Below are 15,374 nucleotides of genomic sequence, written 5' to 3' on the forward strand. Positions count from 1 at the left end.
GAAAGGGGGCAGACCGCTCCGCCCCCTTCCGTGGTGTCAGGCGGCCTCGTGCCGCCGTTGGCAGTCGATGCAGGTGCGGGCCAGCGGCCGGACCTTGAGCCGTTCGAACGGGATGGGTGACTCGCAGTGGGCACAGCGGCCGTAGGCGTCGGTCGCCAGTCTGTCGCAGGCATGGGACAGCTCCGCGACGGCGCGCTCGGCAGCGGTGATCGAGACGACCAGTTCCTGCCAGGTGCCGTCGGCACCGCTGCCTTCCTGCTCCTGTACCCGCAGGCCGTGCAGGTGCCTGCTGCGCTGCTCCAGTTGCTCCAGCAGGTCCTGGCGCAGTGACTGGAGCTGCACACTGCTGAGATGTGATGTCGTGTGACTATCGGTCATGATCATGTGATCCTTTCCATGATGGGTCAAGAAGGTGTTGGAGAGAAGAAGGCCTCGGCGGGGCTTCTTTCGCGGCGCGTCAGCGGACGGACAGAGCGAGGTCGGCCGCCAGGGCCGGCTGCGGGCACGGCCGCATCAGACCGCGGACGGTTGCGTGCTGCGGCCGGGGCGCCGCGCCGGCCGGGAGCCTCAGGGTGGCGTGCGGTCGGCGCGGAGGCTTCAGCCTCGGATGGGCGTGGACTGATGCGACAACGGCCATGACGATGATCGGCTCCTGACGGACGTCGACAGGAAAGGCGGCACGGTGAAAGCGCCCCAAACGCAAAAGGGCGGCTTCGGACGAAGAGGGCCTGCCGCTTCTCCTGCCAAGGGGACGGTCGCGAGACGTCTTCAAGGCGCAGCGGCACGCCCGGACCGGCGCCAGGGAAAAGCCTGGTACGGGTACGGGGGTGCACTGGGTGCGCCGTTGTCGGACTCCGCAGCGCGTGGCCACAGAGCCCGACGGGAAGACATCGGCTAGGTCAGCGGCGGGCTGCGCGATCCCGCGGTGCGGTGAGCCAGTTGCTGAGGATCGCGCAGCGTATCCGCGCCCGAGCCCGGCGATGGCAGCAGCACCAGATGTGCGAGTTCGCAGTGGCGTTCGCCGCGCGTGGGCGGTCGCAGGGACAACACGTGATGCGCGCGGGCCTCGCCCGCCTGCTGCGGCGGCAGGCTGGACAGGTCGGCGTCCCATCCGCCGGACTCCCACGCCGGGCCGGAGGCCGAACTCTGCGTAACCGTCGAGCTACCGTAGCTCGCCTTGCACGAAGCGCCGACCAGCACCAGGGACAACAGAACCAGGCCCATCACGCCGACGAACGCGATGGACCCCTGTGGAGTTCTCCACGGCCCCGTCATACGGCCGACCATAGCCCACCCCACCGGAAAAGACATTTCACGGCATCAGCCGCATGATCCGCGAGCAATCCGGCAAGACCTGGCGAGTCGGGGCGAGGGGTCATCCCGCCCGGGGACCGTGTCTCCCCGCCATCAAGGGAGGACATGACGTCCAGCGATTCCTCGTATGCCTTTGGGGCGGCTGATCGCGATCGAACACGACGACGTCCCTGAAGACAGGGGCGCCCCCGCACTACTCGTCTTACTCGCCGATCTTCTTCGCATACAAAATGATCAGCGTGTCGACCGCCACCTTCCGGCCGGCAGCGGGCGTCTGCTTGGTCACCACCCAGTTTCGGTCATACACCTGGAAGCGGTTTTGCCCGGTGGCATCCTTGTCGTTCAGGATGTAGAAGCCTGCGGCCTGCATGGTGTCCTGACCCTCCTGCAGGTTCATTCCGACAACGTCCGGCAGGACCTTCTTCTCCACCGCCTCTTCTTTCTCTTCTTTCTCTTCTTTCTCCTCGGTCTCCTCGGTCTCCTCGATCAGGGTGGGAGTGGGCTCCTTGTCGTCCTGCTCGATCGGCTCGGGGCTCTTCTCCACAGGTGCCGGCGCGGTGACGGTCACGACGGGTGCCGCAGTGTTCGCACCCGCCCCGCACCCGGCGAGAGCGGCAACGACTGCGATGATCACGATCGAACCGGCGATTCTCATGCAGGCGCTCCTGTGTTGTGGTGGACGGATAGGTGAGGACGGTTCGGATGGCCTGCTGGTTGACCAGTGAACGTCGTTCTGTTGGCGTACCAGGATGCGACGCCCCACTCACCACGAAAGGGCAGAGGCACCGGTCATGTCCTGGGAGGTGGTGTGCCGGTGATCTCTGGGCACCGTCGATCCGCCCTCAAGATCGGGCGTAGGAGATAACAGAATCCACCGAGACTCATCAGGCCCTGCTCGCCAAGGTGGACCGCAGCGGAATCGCCGTAACGGATCCGCCCTGTGCTACTCGGCGGCGCGGGCGACGATCGCCGACCGGGTGTTCGGCGGGCGGCCGAAGGGCCGTGCCACTGCCTGGAGGTTTTTCGCGCCCACGTCGAGAAGGTGCGGGCGGCCATTCCGGCGGAAAAGCTGCTCATATCCAGGGAGAGGACGGGCAGAGTCGCTTTGTCAATGCCTGGGCGCGCCGATTCCGGATATGCCATTTCCTCAGGCGAATGAACGGGCTGCGTACCACCGGAAAAGGCCACATCAGCACCCGAATCCAATCGTCCAGGGGTGATGAGATGTCATATGCCTGAAACATGGATCTTGCGGGGCAAATCGGTCGACGGTATTATGGGCGTATGGGAGCGCTCCCACTAAATGTGGAGATGTTTCGTCCCCGACTACGCGCTGACGTACGGTGGGTCGAGTTCCCCGGGGGGATTCATGTTTACGGGGATTACGGGGCGGCTACACTGCGTGGACCCCACGCGCTGGCCCTGCTGGAACGATTGGCGCCACGCCTCGACGGGGTCCTGACCCTGGACGAGCTGACCTCGGGCTTGCCCGAGGCTCAGCGCGACCTGGTCACCGGCCTGGTCGGACGGCTCGCCGACCTGCGGTTCGTCGTCGACGACACCGGGGCTACGGCTCACGGGTTGTCCGCCGAGGAGCTGGAGACCTACGCGGCCGAGATCGCGTTCGCCGGGCACCCGGGGCGGTTCGCCCGGGTGCGGAACTCGGCACTGCGCGTGACGGGGACCGGGGTGCTGGTCCCGGCGCTGGTCGAGTGCCTCCGGTCGGTGGGCTGGCGCGAGGTGGTGGCCTCGGGCGAGGACGTTCTGGTGCAGGTCAGCACCTCCCGTGAGGAACTGCTGGCCGGGGCGCTCGCCTGCCCCGCCGACGTGGTGCTCGCGCAGGTGCTGATCTGCGACGACGAGGCCTGGCTGACCTCCGCGGGACCGCCCGGGGAGACCGACGCGGCCACCGGGTGGGGGCGGTTGTCCCTCCGCGACGGGACGCGGGGCGACTGGTTGCGCGGCGCGGTCCCTCGCGTGCTGGCGTCCCAGGTGGCCCTGGGGGTCTTCTCGGCGATGACGGGGCTCACGGAGGCGCGGCGCGCGTTCACCCGCGTTGATCTGCGCAGTTTGGAGAGCACGATCCACCGTTTCGCGGGACTGCGCTGGGATCCGGCGGAGGTGTCCGGAGCCACCCACGCGTCGCGGATGTCGGCGGACAGCGGGGACCGCGACGCCGGTGACGGAAGCCCGGAGCTTCCGGTTGCGGCGGGGTTCGATGGGCACGATGCCTCGAACGATGCGGGAGCTCGGGACCGGTTTTTCGCGCTTTGTCGTGATCTAGTGGACCCCCGGATGGGGATGATCGCGGTTCTCGACGAGGGTGCCTATCCGCAGGGGCCGCTCTCCGTCGTGCGGGCGCTGGTCGGTGACCGCGAGGTCGTCGGGTGGGGCGCGGATCACGACACGGCGCGGTTGCGGTGTCTGCTGGCGGTGTTCGCGGCGGACTCCGGCGACGGTTTCCTCGGTGCGGGGCTGACCTGGGAGGACGCCGTCTCCGCGGCCCACCGGCAGCGGCTCGAAGCCGAGGCGGCGATGCTGGAGACGGGGGACGAGGTGCTTGTGCCGCAGGACGGGCCGCTCTGGCGGCAGGTCGTGGCGTCCGGTGAGGTGCCGGTCGTCCGGAAGATCCCGGGGTCGGCGGTGTTGCGGTTCGAGGTACCGGACCGCCCGCCGATCGTGTCGCTCGGGTTGCACGACGGGCTGGAGCGGGTGTTGCTGCGGGCGCAGACCGGCCTCGAACCACCCGTGCGGTGGGCGAGCGAGGGACATCCGATCGGCGGAACCGCCGCCTCGTCGCCCGTCGACGGGCCGGCGTTCGTGGCGCGGGTGACGCCGTGACCGCCGACGTGGTGGGGTCGGGGCGGCTCTTCGAAGCGATCAGGGCGCGGGTGCGGTCGGGCGGGGTCGTCGTGGTCGCCAGCGACGCCGACGACATCGGGCGGCGGCGTTACGGGGCGCCTTGGTTGCCCGTACACACCGAGGCAGGACATGTCGTGATCGGTCCCACTGTCTTCCCCGACAGGCCGGGCTGTCCTACCTGTGTGGAGCGGCGGCGCGCCGGGAACCGGGAGCACTTCGAGACACGTCTGCGCGACCGCCCCGCCCTCCTCACCTCCCTCGTGGCCGGGACGGTCGGCGAACTGGTGGCCGAAGAGGTCGAAAACCTGCTGACCGACCCGTCGGCCGCGCTGACGAGCGGAGCGATGCTCCGGATGCCGGTCCTGACCGGCGCACTGGAACGCCACCCGTTCCTGCCCGACCCGTTCTGCGAGGTCTGCGGCGACCGGCCGCCCGACGAGCCACGCCCGTTCGTCTTCACGCCGCAGCCGAAGGTGTCGGGTTTCCGGGTCGCCACCCTCGACCTCGCCGACCTGGAACGCCGCTACGTCGACCCGGAGACGGGTGTCGTGCGCTCGGTGGCCGCCGACGCGCGGGACGGCGCGGTCGCCGTGGCGCGACTGAACCCCGCGCGGGCCGCCCACGAGAGCCACCACGGGTTCGGGCGGTGCGAGGACGTGCCCGCCGCGAAGGCGACCGCCGTCGCCGAGGCACTCGAACGGCTGGCCGGGTTCTCGCCGCGCGGGCGCCGGACCACCGTCAGGGCCGCGTTCGACGACATCGCCGACCAGGCGCTCGATCCGCGCCACCTGGGGTTGTATCCCGACGACTGGTACGAACGGCCCGGTTTCTGGTTCACCCGGTTCGACCCGGCGCGAGAGACCGCCTGGGTCTGGGGCCACTCGTTCCAGCGGGGCGGGCCGGTGCTGGTGCCGGAGACGTTCGCCTACTTCGGCCCCCGGCCCGACCGGGGCTTCGCCTACGAGTGTTCCAACGGCTGCGCCCTCGGCGGGTCGCTCGCGGAGGCGATCCTCTACGGCCTGCTGGAGGTCGCCGAACGGGACGCCTTCCTGACCACCTGGTACGCCCGCCTCCCGCTCCCCCGGGTCGATCTGCGTTCGGCGCGCGACCGGCGCGTCCCGATGACCGCCCAGCGGATCGGCGACCGGCTCGGCTACGACGTCCACGCCCACGTGGTCACCCTCGAACAGGGATTGCCGGTCTTCTGGATCACCGCCGTCGACCGGTCGGGACGGCCGGACCGGCCGAAGGCGATGTGCGGCGGCGCCGCACACCTCGACCCCGAACGGGCCCTGCGCCGGGCCCTGGACGAGCTGGGCCCGATGCTCGCCAATCACGTCGCCCGTTATGACGAGAGCGAGGCGGCCCGGCTGGTGGCCGACTCCGACGAGGTGCGCCTGCTGGAGCACCACCCGATGGTGTACGGGCACCCGAAGGCGTACGAGCGGCTGGAATTCCTGCCGGACGGCACCGAGCTGACGGTCGGCGAGCTGCCGGAGTGGCCGGCCCACGACGACCTGACCGACGACCTGCGTGACCTGGTGGCCCGGTTCCTGATCAGTGGCATGGACGTGATCGCCGTCGACACCACCTCGCCCGAGGCGGCGATGGGCGGGTTCGCCTGCGCGAAGGTGATCGTGCCGGGAGCGGTGCCGATCACGTTCGGCCACCACCACCGGCGGGTGCACGGGCTCCCCCGGCTGCTGACACGAGGCCGCGCGATCGGCTACCTCGACCGCGACCTCGCGGTGGACGATCTCAACCCCTATCCGCACCCGTTCCCATGAGGCGCGCGACGACGGACGCGGCAGCACTTTACGTGGCGGCGATGGCGGATCGCGGGCCGCTCGACATCCGGTGGGACCTGGCGCCGCTCCGGCACAAACGCTACCCGTCGGCCGAATGGGTCGACCCACGGCACCCGCTGGACGCGCTGCTCCGGGGCATGCTCGGCATCACCCGCGTGATCTGGCGGCACACGGACGCGGGCCCGATGGCGATCCCGGGCCGTCCGGCGCCCTCCGGGGGAGGCTTATATCCGATCGAGGCCTATGTCGCCTGCCCGGACGGGCTGTTCCACTACGACCCGGTCCACGAGGTCCTGGAGGTGCTGCGCACGGGTGACCACGGCCCGGCGCGGATCTGCCTCACGGCGGTCTTCTGGCGTTCCATGTTCAAGTACGGCGACTACGCCTACCGCCTGATCTGCCAGGAGATCGGCGTCCTGCGCACCCAGGCGGAGGTGGTCGCCGCCACCCTGGGCCTGACCGTCACCCCCGGCGACGCCGACGACGCCCTACTCGGTCTGGACAAAACCCGCGAATCCCCGCTGGCCGTCCTGCACGTGGAGCCGTACGAACGGATCCTTCCGCCGGAGCCCGCCGACGCCCCGCGGAACTCCGGCGACCTGCCACGGGAGGCCCTGCCTCTCCCCCTGCCGTTTCCTCCGGGCGCGGCCCGCGACCTGCACCAGGCTGCGGAAGCCACCACGCGGGCGAGGCGTCCGAGCCCACCGGAACAGAGCATCCGGGTTGCGGCCGAAGTGGTGGATCTCCGCGACGGTCTGCGCGCGCGCCACTCCCCCATCGACGGTTTCCGCCCGGCGCCCGTCCCGCTGACGGAGATCGTCGCGATAGCCGACCTGACCGTCTGCCCCGGCCTGGACCTCTACCTGCTGGCCTTGCGCGTCGACGGCCTCCCGAGGGCCGCCTATCACTACGACGGCGTCCTCCGACGGGTCCGTGCCGCACCGCTGGAGGAACTGGGCGCGGCCCCCCTCGTGGCGAACACCCGGGAGGCCCTGAAGACAGCCGCCGCGGTGATCGTCCTCGTGGGCGACCCCCTGGCGGGCACCGCGCGCGACCATCGTGACCAGCTCGTGGAGATCGGCGCGTCGCTGCAGCGGGCGACGCTGGCCGCCGCCGCGCTGGGCCTCACCTCCCGTATCCACTCCGACTGCGCCGACGAGGCGACGGACCGTGTCCTGGGCCTGACGGGCCCGGCGCGGAGCCTGTCGTCCCTGCTCGTCGGCGTCCCCAGGTCCCGGGGGCCAGACCTGGTTCTCCGGTTCCCCGATCCGCAGGAAGGAGGTTCGAAGGCACGTCCGGAACACACCGATCAGTGAAAGACAAAGAGAAGGAGAAACGTCATGAACAAGCTCCCCCTGGACCTGTCCGGCCTTGAGGTCGAGGCGATCGACGTCCTGTCGGCCGACTCGATCGTGATGGAGGGCCACGGCGCCATCGAGACGGGCGCCTCGTCGGCGATGGGCTACTGCTCGTCGTACATGCAGGCGAACAGCTGCTGGGCGCCGGAGGCGTAGTAGGCCCCCGCTGGTAGCACGTTCCCACTAAACGCCGAGGGCGCCCACGGCACGGGCGCCCTCGGCCACGGGATGAAGGAGTGTCCTTGTCGCGAACAGCCCAGCCCGCCGACCGAGATTACGTCGTGGCGCCGACTTTCGCCATCCGGGTGGCCGGGTTGCCCGCCGACGGGTTGCGGCAGTTGCGGTGTGAGCGCACATGGAGGCTCGTCGACGAGCTGCTCGAGGTCGCCCGCACGCTGGCTGACGAGGGCCGGGCGATGTCCGGCCCCCTGCACGAGGTGATCGGCGCGGGCGTGTTCAAGCCGGTCCTGGTGGCGCTGCGCCGCGATCTCTTCCGAGGCCGCCGCCCTGACCGGCGGGCGACCGAGCCGGAGGTGCTCGCCGCCCTCCCCGAGGAGCTGCGGGTACGGGTCCTCGCCTGGATCGCCCTCAAGGACCTCCACGACAGGCTGGCAGCCGACCTGCCCGCCGTCTACGAGACCGAACAGCGGGAGAAGGCCGAGCTCCTGCGCGTACTGGCCGAGGACGCGACCTTCCGCCGAGGGCTCGAACTCGGCAGCCCGATCCTGGCCGCGCGCACGTCCCCGTCGCGCCAGGAGGCGGTCAAACTGGCCCGCTACCTGGCCCGCGCCACCATGAAGACCAGCCCCTACGCGACGTTCGCGTGGAGCGGTTTCGGCACCTGGACCGACGACGGCCCCATGTCCGCCCCACCCGCCGACCTGACGTGGCGGGAGGTCGTCGACCTCGACCGCGCCGTGTTGCGCCCGCTCTGGATGACGTTGTCGCGGCACGCGGAGGCCGCGGAGACGCGGGTCAACCCGACCGCGTTCGAGGAGGACGGCCGCATCTGGTTCCTCGGCCCGACCGCGACGGAACCGCTGCTCAGCGTGCCCGCGACCGAGCCGGTGAAGGCGGCGCTCGCCGAACCGGCCAGGGCGCTGGCCGACATCGGGCTGGTAGAGCTCGTGCCGCCGTACGGCGAACACGACGACGACCCGCTGACCAAGCTGGGCGTCGAGCAGGACGCGAAGGTGATCCGCGACCTGCTCACCCCGAGGGAGATCCCGGAGCGGAATCTGTTCTGGCACAACGCCGTCATCCCCGGCGACGCGGGCCGGTGCGGCCGGGAGGCGTGGTGCCCGGCGCTCGACGACCTCAACCGGCTGCGGAAGGGGCTGGCCCTGTTCGACGGCGACCTCCCGGTGAAACTGGCCGCCGCCGACTTCTTCCTGCTCCGGTACGGCCCCGGCGCCGCCGTCCCCGTCATGAGCTTCTACCGCGCCGTCCACAGCGACCCCGGCCCGCTGCGCGACCTGGTCCGCGATGTCTTCGCGGCCGGTCCCGGCCACGCGGACCTGCGCGAACGTTTCCTGCGGACCGGCGAGCCCCCCGACGACGACCGGTTTCGCGCCCCGGGTTCGATCTGCGTCTACGCCCAGGCGCTCCCGGAGGGCCGCCTGGTCGTCAACACCGTCACCGCCGGTTACGGGAAAGGGCTGTCCCGTCTCCACCACCAGCTGCGCAGGATCGGCCACGCCCCGGACGTGTCGGCGCTGCGGGCCCCGCAACGCGACATCAGGATCGCCGAGGTCACCGGCGCCCTCGGCAGCGGCCTGAACCTCCGCACCCCCACGGCCGATGTGACGATCGACTACCCGTACACCACGGGTGGAGGTCTGCACCCCTCGGCGTTGACGGTGCGGCTCGACGGTTCCCGGCTGGCGTTGTGGGCCGACGGCGAGAAGTTGCGCCCGATGCACCTGGGCATGACCGCCCAGCACTGGTTGCCGCCGTGGTTGCAGTTCCTGGTCAGGGTCTTCGGCGAACCGTCGGTCGCGATGGTGCCCGGCTGGGTGTTGCGGCCCGGCCCGGTGCCGCCGCGCGGCCGGATCGACCACCTGCCCCGCCTCGACCTGGGCATGGTCACGCTGGCCCGCGAGTGCTGGCGGCTGCGCGCCGCCGACTTCCCTTCGGGCGGCCTGCCCGCGCTGGCGTCGTGGTTGCGCGACCACGGCATGCCACGGCGTTTCTTCGCCCGGGTCCTGGACCTGCGCGACGGCCTGCTCGCGGGCCTGCTCGGCAAACACCGCAAGCCCATGTACGTCGACGTCACCGACCCCTTCCTGCTCGCCGGCCTGCGCCACGCAGCAGGGAACCCCGACGCCCTGATGGTCGTCGAGGAGGCCCTGCCCGTCCCCGAGGACGCCCCCGTTTACCCCGGCGGCCCGCGCGTCACCGAGTACGTCATCCAGTTGAGCGCCCCGTGACCCCCTGGCAGAGCGCCCACCTGTTCCACACCGGCGACCTCGACGACCTGATCCGCGACGTCGTCACCCCGCTGGCCCGGTCGGCGACGGCCTCCTTCTACCTGCGCTACTGGGAGTCGGGCCCCCACGTGCGGCTGCGCCTGAAAGGGGTGCCCCGCGACGAGATCAGGGCCCGAGCCGCCCGGTGGTTCGCCGACCACCCGTCGCCCGCCGTCGACGCCCCGGCCTACCGGCGGCTGGCGGCCGTGCTCGCGCAAGGGGAACGCCGCGAGAGTTACGACCCGACCCTCCATCCGCCCGGCAGCGCGGTGTTCATCCCGTACGAGCCGGAGGAGCGCGTCTACGGAAACATGCCCGCCGTCGAAAGACATTTCGGCATCTCCAGCTCCCTCGCGCTCGACGTCCTCCACGGCGCGCCCGCGATGGAACGCAGGACCGCCGTCGGCCTCGCCGTGCTCACCCTGACGATGGCCGCCTGCCAGCCCGACCTCGCCGAAGCGGCCCGCCGCCTGCCCCCGCACGACCCCGGCGACCTCCCGGCCGCGCTGGTCACCCAGACCGAACGCCTCTGGCACCTGAAGGACGGTCCCGGCCTGCTCGGCACCTGGGCCGCCTCGATCAACGACCTGGCCGCGAGCCTCCCGATGACGACCGGCGACGCGGGCTCCGCCCACGCCCACCTGGCCGTCATCGGCGACGACGCACAACGGGCCCGCGTGCTGCTGCGCTGCGCCCACCTGTTCCACAACCGGATCGGCCTGCGCCCCGACCTGGAATCGCACATCTCGACCCTCGCGGCCCGCGCGCTGGCCGCACTGCGGAGGTGACCGCCATGTGGCACAGCGTCCACGTCTTCTACCACGAGCCGGACAAGGACCCGCTGCTCCTCGACGCCGTCCGGCCCCTGCTGGCCGACATCCGCGACCATGTCGAGGCGGCGTACGTGGTGCGCCACTGGCGGCAGGGCCCCCACCTGCGCATCAACGTCAAGACCGACCTGCGAATGTGGCAGGAGGAGGTGCGCCCCCGCATCGACGCGGTCGTCGGCGGATGGTTACGCGACCACCCGTCGACATACGTGGTGGACCAGGCCGAGAGCCTGGCGCGACACCGCCTCATGGCCGCGCGCGAGCAGGAAAACGGCCCGCTCACCCCGTGGCCCGCCGACAACTCGATCGTCGAGTTCCCGTTCGACGACCGCCGCCACGTCCTGGGCGGCGACGAGGCCGTCGACCTGCTCACCGCGTTCTACAGCGACAGCACCCCGCTCCTGTTCACGATGCTCGACCACTGCCGCGACGGCCACAACACCAAGTCGGACCTGGCCATGGCCCTGCTGCTGACGGTCGCGCACACCTCCCACCCGATCAAACGCAGCTACCTGTCGTTCCGGGTGCACGCCGAGGGCTTCCTCCCGTGGACCAAGGACCCAGAGGCCGCCCGGCGCTCCTTCGACGAGGTGTACGACTCCCGCCGCGCCCAGCTCACCCAACGGGTCAGGCAGGTCGTGGACACCATCGACGCGGACGGGGACAGCCCGTTCGTCCGGGAGTGGGCGGCGCTCGTGGAGACCTACCGCGCGAGGGCCGACCGCGTGGTGCACCTGCTGCCGACCATGGACGACGCCCCGGCCGAAACGAGGGGCGAACTGCACACCCTGATGTTCGGCACCCCCGACTACCGCCGCGACATGTTCACCCGCCCCGACTTCCTGCGCTACCGGGTGGTGCTCAACTACACCTACCTGCACCTGACGAGGCTCGGCCTGACCCCGCTCGACCGCTTCCGCACCTGCCACCTGCTCGCGAACGCGGTCGAGGAGGTCTACGGCGTCTCCGGCCTGGAGTCGATGCGCCGCTACCGAAATGCGGGCTAGGGCTCCGGCCTTCAGGCCGGGGAGCGCGTCAAGCCCTCGGCTAGCGGGACGGATCACCGGCCGGCAGGCCCTCACGCGGCCGGCCTCGATCCGCCGCCCCGTGACGATGTCGTTGTCACCCGGTTGGTCACTCAGTGATCGGCGGCCGAAGAATCTCCCAGCCACGACAGCGTGGTCGCCACGTACGCCTCGCTCTTGGAAGGGGACGCTGCGCGCTGCCGGATGCTGCACGAACTGGGCGACCTAGGCCGCCTGGTCGATGCCGCGCTGGCCCGCCTCCAACTCCACCGCGCACTCCGGGCAGTCGCGGAAAACACGCGCTACAAACCGACAACACCAAATGATCACCGATCGGGTTGTGCGCCGACGATGATCGTTGCTGGATCGCTATAGGTGCCCCTCCCATTGTTGAGAAGGGTGCATCTAGGGTGGCTGGGGTGATCACTAGGTGTTCGTTTCTTCTGGCGACCGTCTTAGCTGGATCGCTGCTGGTGCCAAGTCCCGCTCCGGCCGAGAAGTCGTCTGCCCTGAGGTCTCCTGATCCACTCAAGGCGGCCCTCCTCTCGCCGGAGGATCTCGGGAGCGAGTTCACCCGTCGCGGGTACCGCACCCGTGGCCTGCTGCCGGCGGGAATGATGGTCGCGATCGACATTGTGATCATTCGGGTAGGGAACACCATGATCGCGTTGGAGCATGACGGCAATGTCGGCGAGTTCGACCCGTCGCTCACCAGGTCCGCCGCCCAGATGGCTGTGACATGACTTCATCAGTCTCTGCAAGACAACTAAGATCACTCGCCGGCCGGACACTCGGCTAATGAAGAAAGGGTGTCTCCCTTTCGGGTGACACCCTTGCCGACCAGCAAAAACCTGGTCGGGACGACAGGATTTGAACCTGCGACCCCTTGACCCCCAGTCAAGTGCGCTACCAAGCTGCGCTACGTCCCGGTCTTGTCCTTCGCCCTCTCGGGCGGGACGTCATAACCTTAGCGCAGATCGAGGGGGCTTCGCACACGGCGACGCCCACGAGGGCAGGCGATCGCGCGAAGGGCGAGGGGCACCGTGGGGCGTAAGGCGTTGATCGACCAGAAGGAGTTGCGGCGGCTGGCCGGGCAGGGGTTGTCTAACGCGGAGCTGGCCGCGCGGTTCGGGGTGAGCGAGTCGGGGATCTTGCAGGCGAAGCGGGTGGCAGGTCTCTCGAAGCCGATGCTCGACCACTCGCGGGCCATCCCGTGGAAGCTGGACCGCGCGCACAACCAGTCCGGGCCCGCGACGAACCTGCGGAATCTCTCCTCCGTGGCGCAGGGCCGGGTGATCCCGGCCGAGAAGCTGAACACGGCGCTGCGCTGGGCCGGGCGGCTGGTCGCCTCCGGGATGGACATCTCGTACGAGCCGGGGCGGGGGTTTCTGGAGGTTCCCGCCTCTCCCGGGGACTGGCTCGTCGAGAGGACGCTGAACGAGGCCAGGAAGGCCGTCGGCGCCGCCGAGGATCACGCGGAGGAGTGAGGGCCGAGAACCGGTCGGAGGCGGGGAGGGCCACGATCAGAAACTCCGCAAAGGAACGGTCAATACCCGAAAAATCGCGGTAAAACATCAAATTAAGTCTAAATAGTGGCACGCCAGAGATGTTGGCAACCGGTTTCGAGCCTTGACCCTAGGGCAGCGCACGGGTACAAGCGCCTACACGACCGGAGGCAGACATGTCCACCGTGATCTGGGTGGCCGTCATCGTGGTCGCGGTGGTGGCGATCGCCGCAGTCGGCTATTTCGTGATGCAGCAGCAACGCCGACACCGGCTTCGCGACCGTTTCGGCCCCGAATACGAACGTACCGTGCAGGAGCGCGAGAACCGGCGCGATGCCGAGCAGGAACTCATCGCCCGCGAGCAGCGCTTCAGCTCCCTCGACATCCGCGCCCTGGACGCCGGAACGCGCGAGATCTATGCGAAGAAGTGGATGGAGGTCCAGGAGCGTTTCGTGGACGCTCCCGGCTTCGCGGTGACGGAGGCCGACCACCTGGTCACCTCCGTGATGGCGGAGCGGGGCTACCCGACCGAGGACTTCGAGCAGCGGCTCTCCGACCTCTCGGTCGCACACGGCCGCACCCTCGACCACTACCGGCAGGCTCACGAGATCAGCACGCGGGCCGCCCGCAAGGAGGCCTCCACCGAGGAGCTCCGGCAGGCCATGGTCCACTACCGCGCCCTGTTCGAGGAGTTGCTCGCGGCCCCCGGCACCTCGACCCCGGAAACCTCGGTCAACGGCGACCGGAACTCCCGGCGGACCGAGACCGCCGACCGGGACGCCACGATTCCCGCCGACCGGGACGCCCGGCACACGGACTCCACCCAGCCCGAGACCATCGACGACCCCGAGCGAGCCCCTCGACGCGACCCCCAAGGACGGTGACCCGAATGAACGACCGATTCAGCACGGACAAGGACCGGCTGGTCCACAAGGCCGACGAGGACGACCTGAACACCCCGCGCCACGGCGAGGAGGTCGCCCCCGAGTTCCGGGAGCCGCACCACGGGGACGCCGACCGCACGGGCACCTCTTCCCTCGACCCGGACACCGGGACGCGCGACCCGCTGATCAGTGACCGCGACGACGTTCTCGTCGTCGAATCGAGCGACGAGCGGCACGCCACCGCCGCCGGATCGGACACCTCGTTCGACGACGACCGGCGCGACGTGGCGAACGACGGCGTGCGGGGTGACCTCGACGGCGACGGCAGGAACGACAGCCCGTTCGCCCACGCGCAGCCCTCCGCCACCACCCCGGGTACGCCGGTGACCGGCACCGGCGCGTACGACTCCGTGCCGGGCGCGGACTCCCCCGTCGTCTCCGATCTCCCCGGGAGCACCCCGGACCGGCCGGACGACGTGCTCGACGAGGGTACGGGCTTCACCGACGCCGAGCGGACCGACCAGACGCCCGCCGCCACCGCGCCCACCACGGCCGGGGCTCTGTTCGACCAGGACGCCGACGACGTACGGCGGCGCTGGCAGGAGGTCCAGGCCGGTTTCGTGGACGACCCGCGTGACGCGGTGGAACGGGCCGACTCCCTCCTCGACGAGGTCACGAGTTCCCTCAGGAACGCGCTGGAGACCCGGGCCACCGAACTCCAGGGGCGTTGGAAGAACACCGAGAAGAACGACACCGAAGATCTCCGGACCGCTCTGCGTGACTACCGCGCGACCTTGGAGCAGCTCCTGAACATCTCCGCTGGGACGAGGTGACCAACCATGCTCGCAATCGCCGCCGCCGTCGTTTTCGGCCTTGGATTCCTGCTCGACCTGATCAACACCAGACTCGGCCCGATCAGCGGGACAGGCTTCCTGCTTCTCGGACTCCTGCTCCTGGCGCTGCACCAGGCCGGGATCGGCTCGGCCGGTCCGCGGACCGGCGGGGGTGGAGGCGGCTGGCGCCGTAGGCGCTAGACCCCTCAGCCGGCCGCCCCGCACCCGGGGAGAGCCTGCTCCGAGAATCGGGAACACGGTCACCGAAGGAAGGGCCCCGCCCATATGGACGGGGCCCTTTTCGACTGTCCTGGTCTCCTTCGGCCGTGGGGAAGGCCTCACAGGCATCGGGGCATGAGGAAACCGACGTCGATGGCGTTGGTACGCGCCTCGCGCCGGCGAAGGAAGAACGGTGCGGGAAAACCGGTGGGCGGCGGTGGTGGGCCCCGAAGCCCCCCCCCACCCCCCCCGGGGGGCGCCCGCCCCA

Annotated in this window: 15 protein-coding genes and 1 tRNA gene; 12 read left to right on the plus strand and 4 right to left on the minus strand. The window is 70.1% G+C overall.

Annotated elements, in window-relative coordinates:
* Positions 1–36: 36 nt before the first annotated feature.
* The 3 genes from ABZ664_RS10900 to ABZ664_RS10910 form a co-directional block, all read right to left on the minus strand.
* A complete protein-coding gene (locus ABZ664_RS10900) occupies positions 37–378 on the minus strand; it encodes a TraR/DksA C4-type zinc finger protein (RefSeq protein ID WP_362506403.1) in 342 nt (113 codons plus the stop codon).
* A 516-nt stretch (positions 379–894) separates the two neighbouring features.
* Complete coding sequence (locus tag ABZ664_RS10905) at positions 895–1,275, minus strand: hypothetical protein (protein WP_362506406.1); 381 nt, start codon at positions 1,273–1,275, stop codon at positions 895–897.
* Positions 1,276–1,516: 241 nt separating this feature from the next.
* A complete protein-coding gene (locus tag ABZ664_RS10910) occupies positions 1,517–1,969 on the minus strand; it encodes a PASTA domain-containing protein (protein WP_362506409.1) in 453 nt (150 codons plus the stop codon).
* Between the two features lie 779 nt (positions 1,970–2,748).
* Here ABZ664_RS10910 and ABZ664_RS10915 point away from each other — a divergent pair.
* The 8 genes from ABZ664_RS10915 (at position 2,749) to ABZ664_RS10950 (ending at position 12,408) form a co-directional block, all read left to right on the plus strand.
* Entirely contained in the window at positions 2,749–4,155 is a 1,407-nt protein-coding gene (locus ABZ664_RS10915) for a hypothetical protein (protein ID WP_362506412.1), read from the plus strand.
* A complete protein-coding gene (locus tag ABZ664_RS10920) occupies positions 4,152–5,963 on the plus strand; it encodes a TOMM precursor leader peptide-binding protein (RefSeq protein WP_362506415.1) in 1,812 nt (603 codons plus the stop codon). The genes ABZ664_RS10915 and ABZ664_RS10920 overlap by 4 nt, the downstream gene beginning before the upstream one ends.
* Positions 5,964–6,004: 41 nt before the next feature.
* A complete protein-coding gene (locus tag ABZ664_RS10925; RefSeq protein WP_362506418.1) occupies positions 6,005–7,300 on the plus strand; it encodes a hypothetical protein in 1,296 nt (431 codons plus the stop codon).
* A 24-nt stretch (positions 7,301–7,324) separates the two neighbouring features.
* On the plus strand, positions 7,325–7,498 hold the full coding sequence (locus ABZ664_RS10930) for a hypothetical protein (RefSeq protein ID WP_362506421.1): 174 nt from the start codon (positions 7,325–7,327) through the stop codon (positions 7,496–7,498).
* Between the two features lie 86 nt (positions 7,499–7,584).
* Positions 7,585–9,771 carry a lantibiotic dehydratase gene (locus ABZ664_RS10935; RefSeq protein WP_362506424.1) on the plus strand — a complete coding sequence of 729 codons (2,187 nt, stop codon included), beginning with the start codon at positions 7,585–7,587 and terminating at the stop codon, positions 9,769–9,771.
* A complete protein-coding gene (locus ABZ664_RS10940; protein WP_362506427.1) occupies positions 9,768–10,598 on the plus strand; it encodes a lantibiotic dehydratase C-terminal domain-containing protein in 831 nt (276 codons plus the stop codon). Before ABZ664_RS10935 ends, ABZ664_RS10940 begins: the two co-directional genes overlap by 4 nt.
* A gap of 5 nt (positions 10,599–10,603) precedes the next feature.
* A complete protein-coding gene (locus ABZ664_RS10945; protein ID WP_362506430.1) occupies positions 10,604–11,647 on the plus strand; it encodes a thiopeptide maturation pyridine synthase in 1,044 nt (347 codons plus the stop codon).
* A gap of 428 nt (positions 11,648–12,075) precedes the next feature.
* On the plus strand, positions 12,076–12,408 hold the full coding sequence (locus tag ABZ664_RS10950) for a hypothetical protein (protein ID WP_362506433.1): 333 nt from the start codon (positions 12,076–12,078) through the stop codon (positions 12,406–12,408).
* Positions 12,409–12,517: 109 nt separating this feature from the next.
* Here the strand turns inward: ABZ664_RS10950 and ABZ664_RS10955 are convergent.
* Positions 12,518–12,594 (minus strand) — tRNA-Pro (locus ABZ664_RS10955).
* A gap of 114 nt (positions 12,595–12,708) precedes the next feature.
* Here ABZ664_RS10955 and ABZ664_RS10960 point away from each other — a divergent pair.
* From ABZ664_RS10960 to ABZ664_RS10975, 4 genes are all read left to right on the plus strand, one after another.
* Positions 12,709–13,152, plus strand: a complete 444-nt coding sequence (locus tag ABZ664_RS10960) for a hypothetical protein (protein ID WP_362506436.1) — start codon at positions 12,709–12,711, stop codon at positions 13,150–13,152.
* A 194-nt stretch (positions 13,153–13,346) separates the two neighbouring features.
* Positions 13,347–14,054, plus strand: coding sequence for a hypothetical protein (locus ABZ664_RS10965; protein WP_362506439.1), 708 nt, complete (start codon positions 13,347–13,349; stop codon positions 14,052–14,054).
* Positions 14,055–14,059: 5 nt separating this feature from the next.
* Positions 14,060–14,887 carry a hypothetical protein gene (locus ABZ664_RS10970; protein ID WP_362506441.1) on the plus strand — a complete coding sequence of 276 codons (828 nt, stop codon included), beginning with the start codon at positions 14,060–14,062 and terminating at the stop codon, positions 14,885–14,887.
* A 6-nt stretch (positions 14,888–14,893) separates the two neighbouring features.
* Positions 14,894–15,088 carry a hypothetical protein gene (locus ABZ664_RS10975; RefSeq protein WP_350947031.1) on the plus strand — a complete coding sequence of 65 codons (195 nt, stop codon included), beginning with the start codon at positions 14,894–14,896 and terminating at the stop codon, positions 15,086–15,088.
* Positions 15,089–15,374: the final 286 nt, after the last annotated feature.

Origin of the sequence: Streptosporangium sp. NPDC006930, from assembly GCF_040635605.1 — a bacterium.
Lineage (GTDB): Bacteria > Actinomycetota > Actinomycetes > Streptosporangiales > Streptosporangiaceae > Streptosporangium.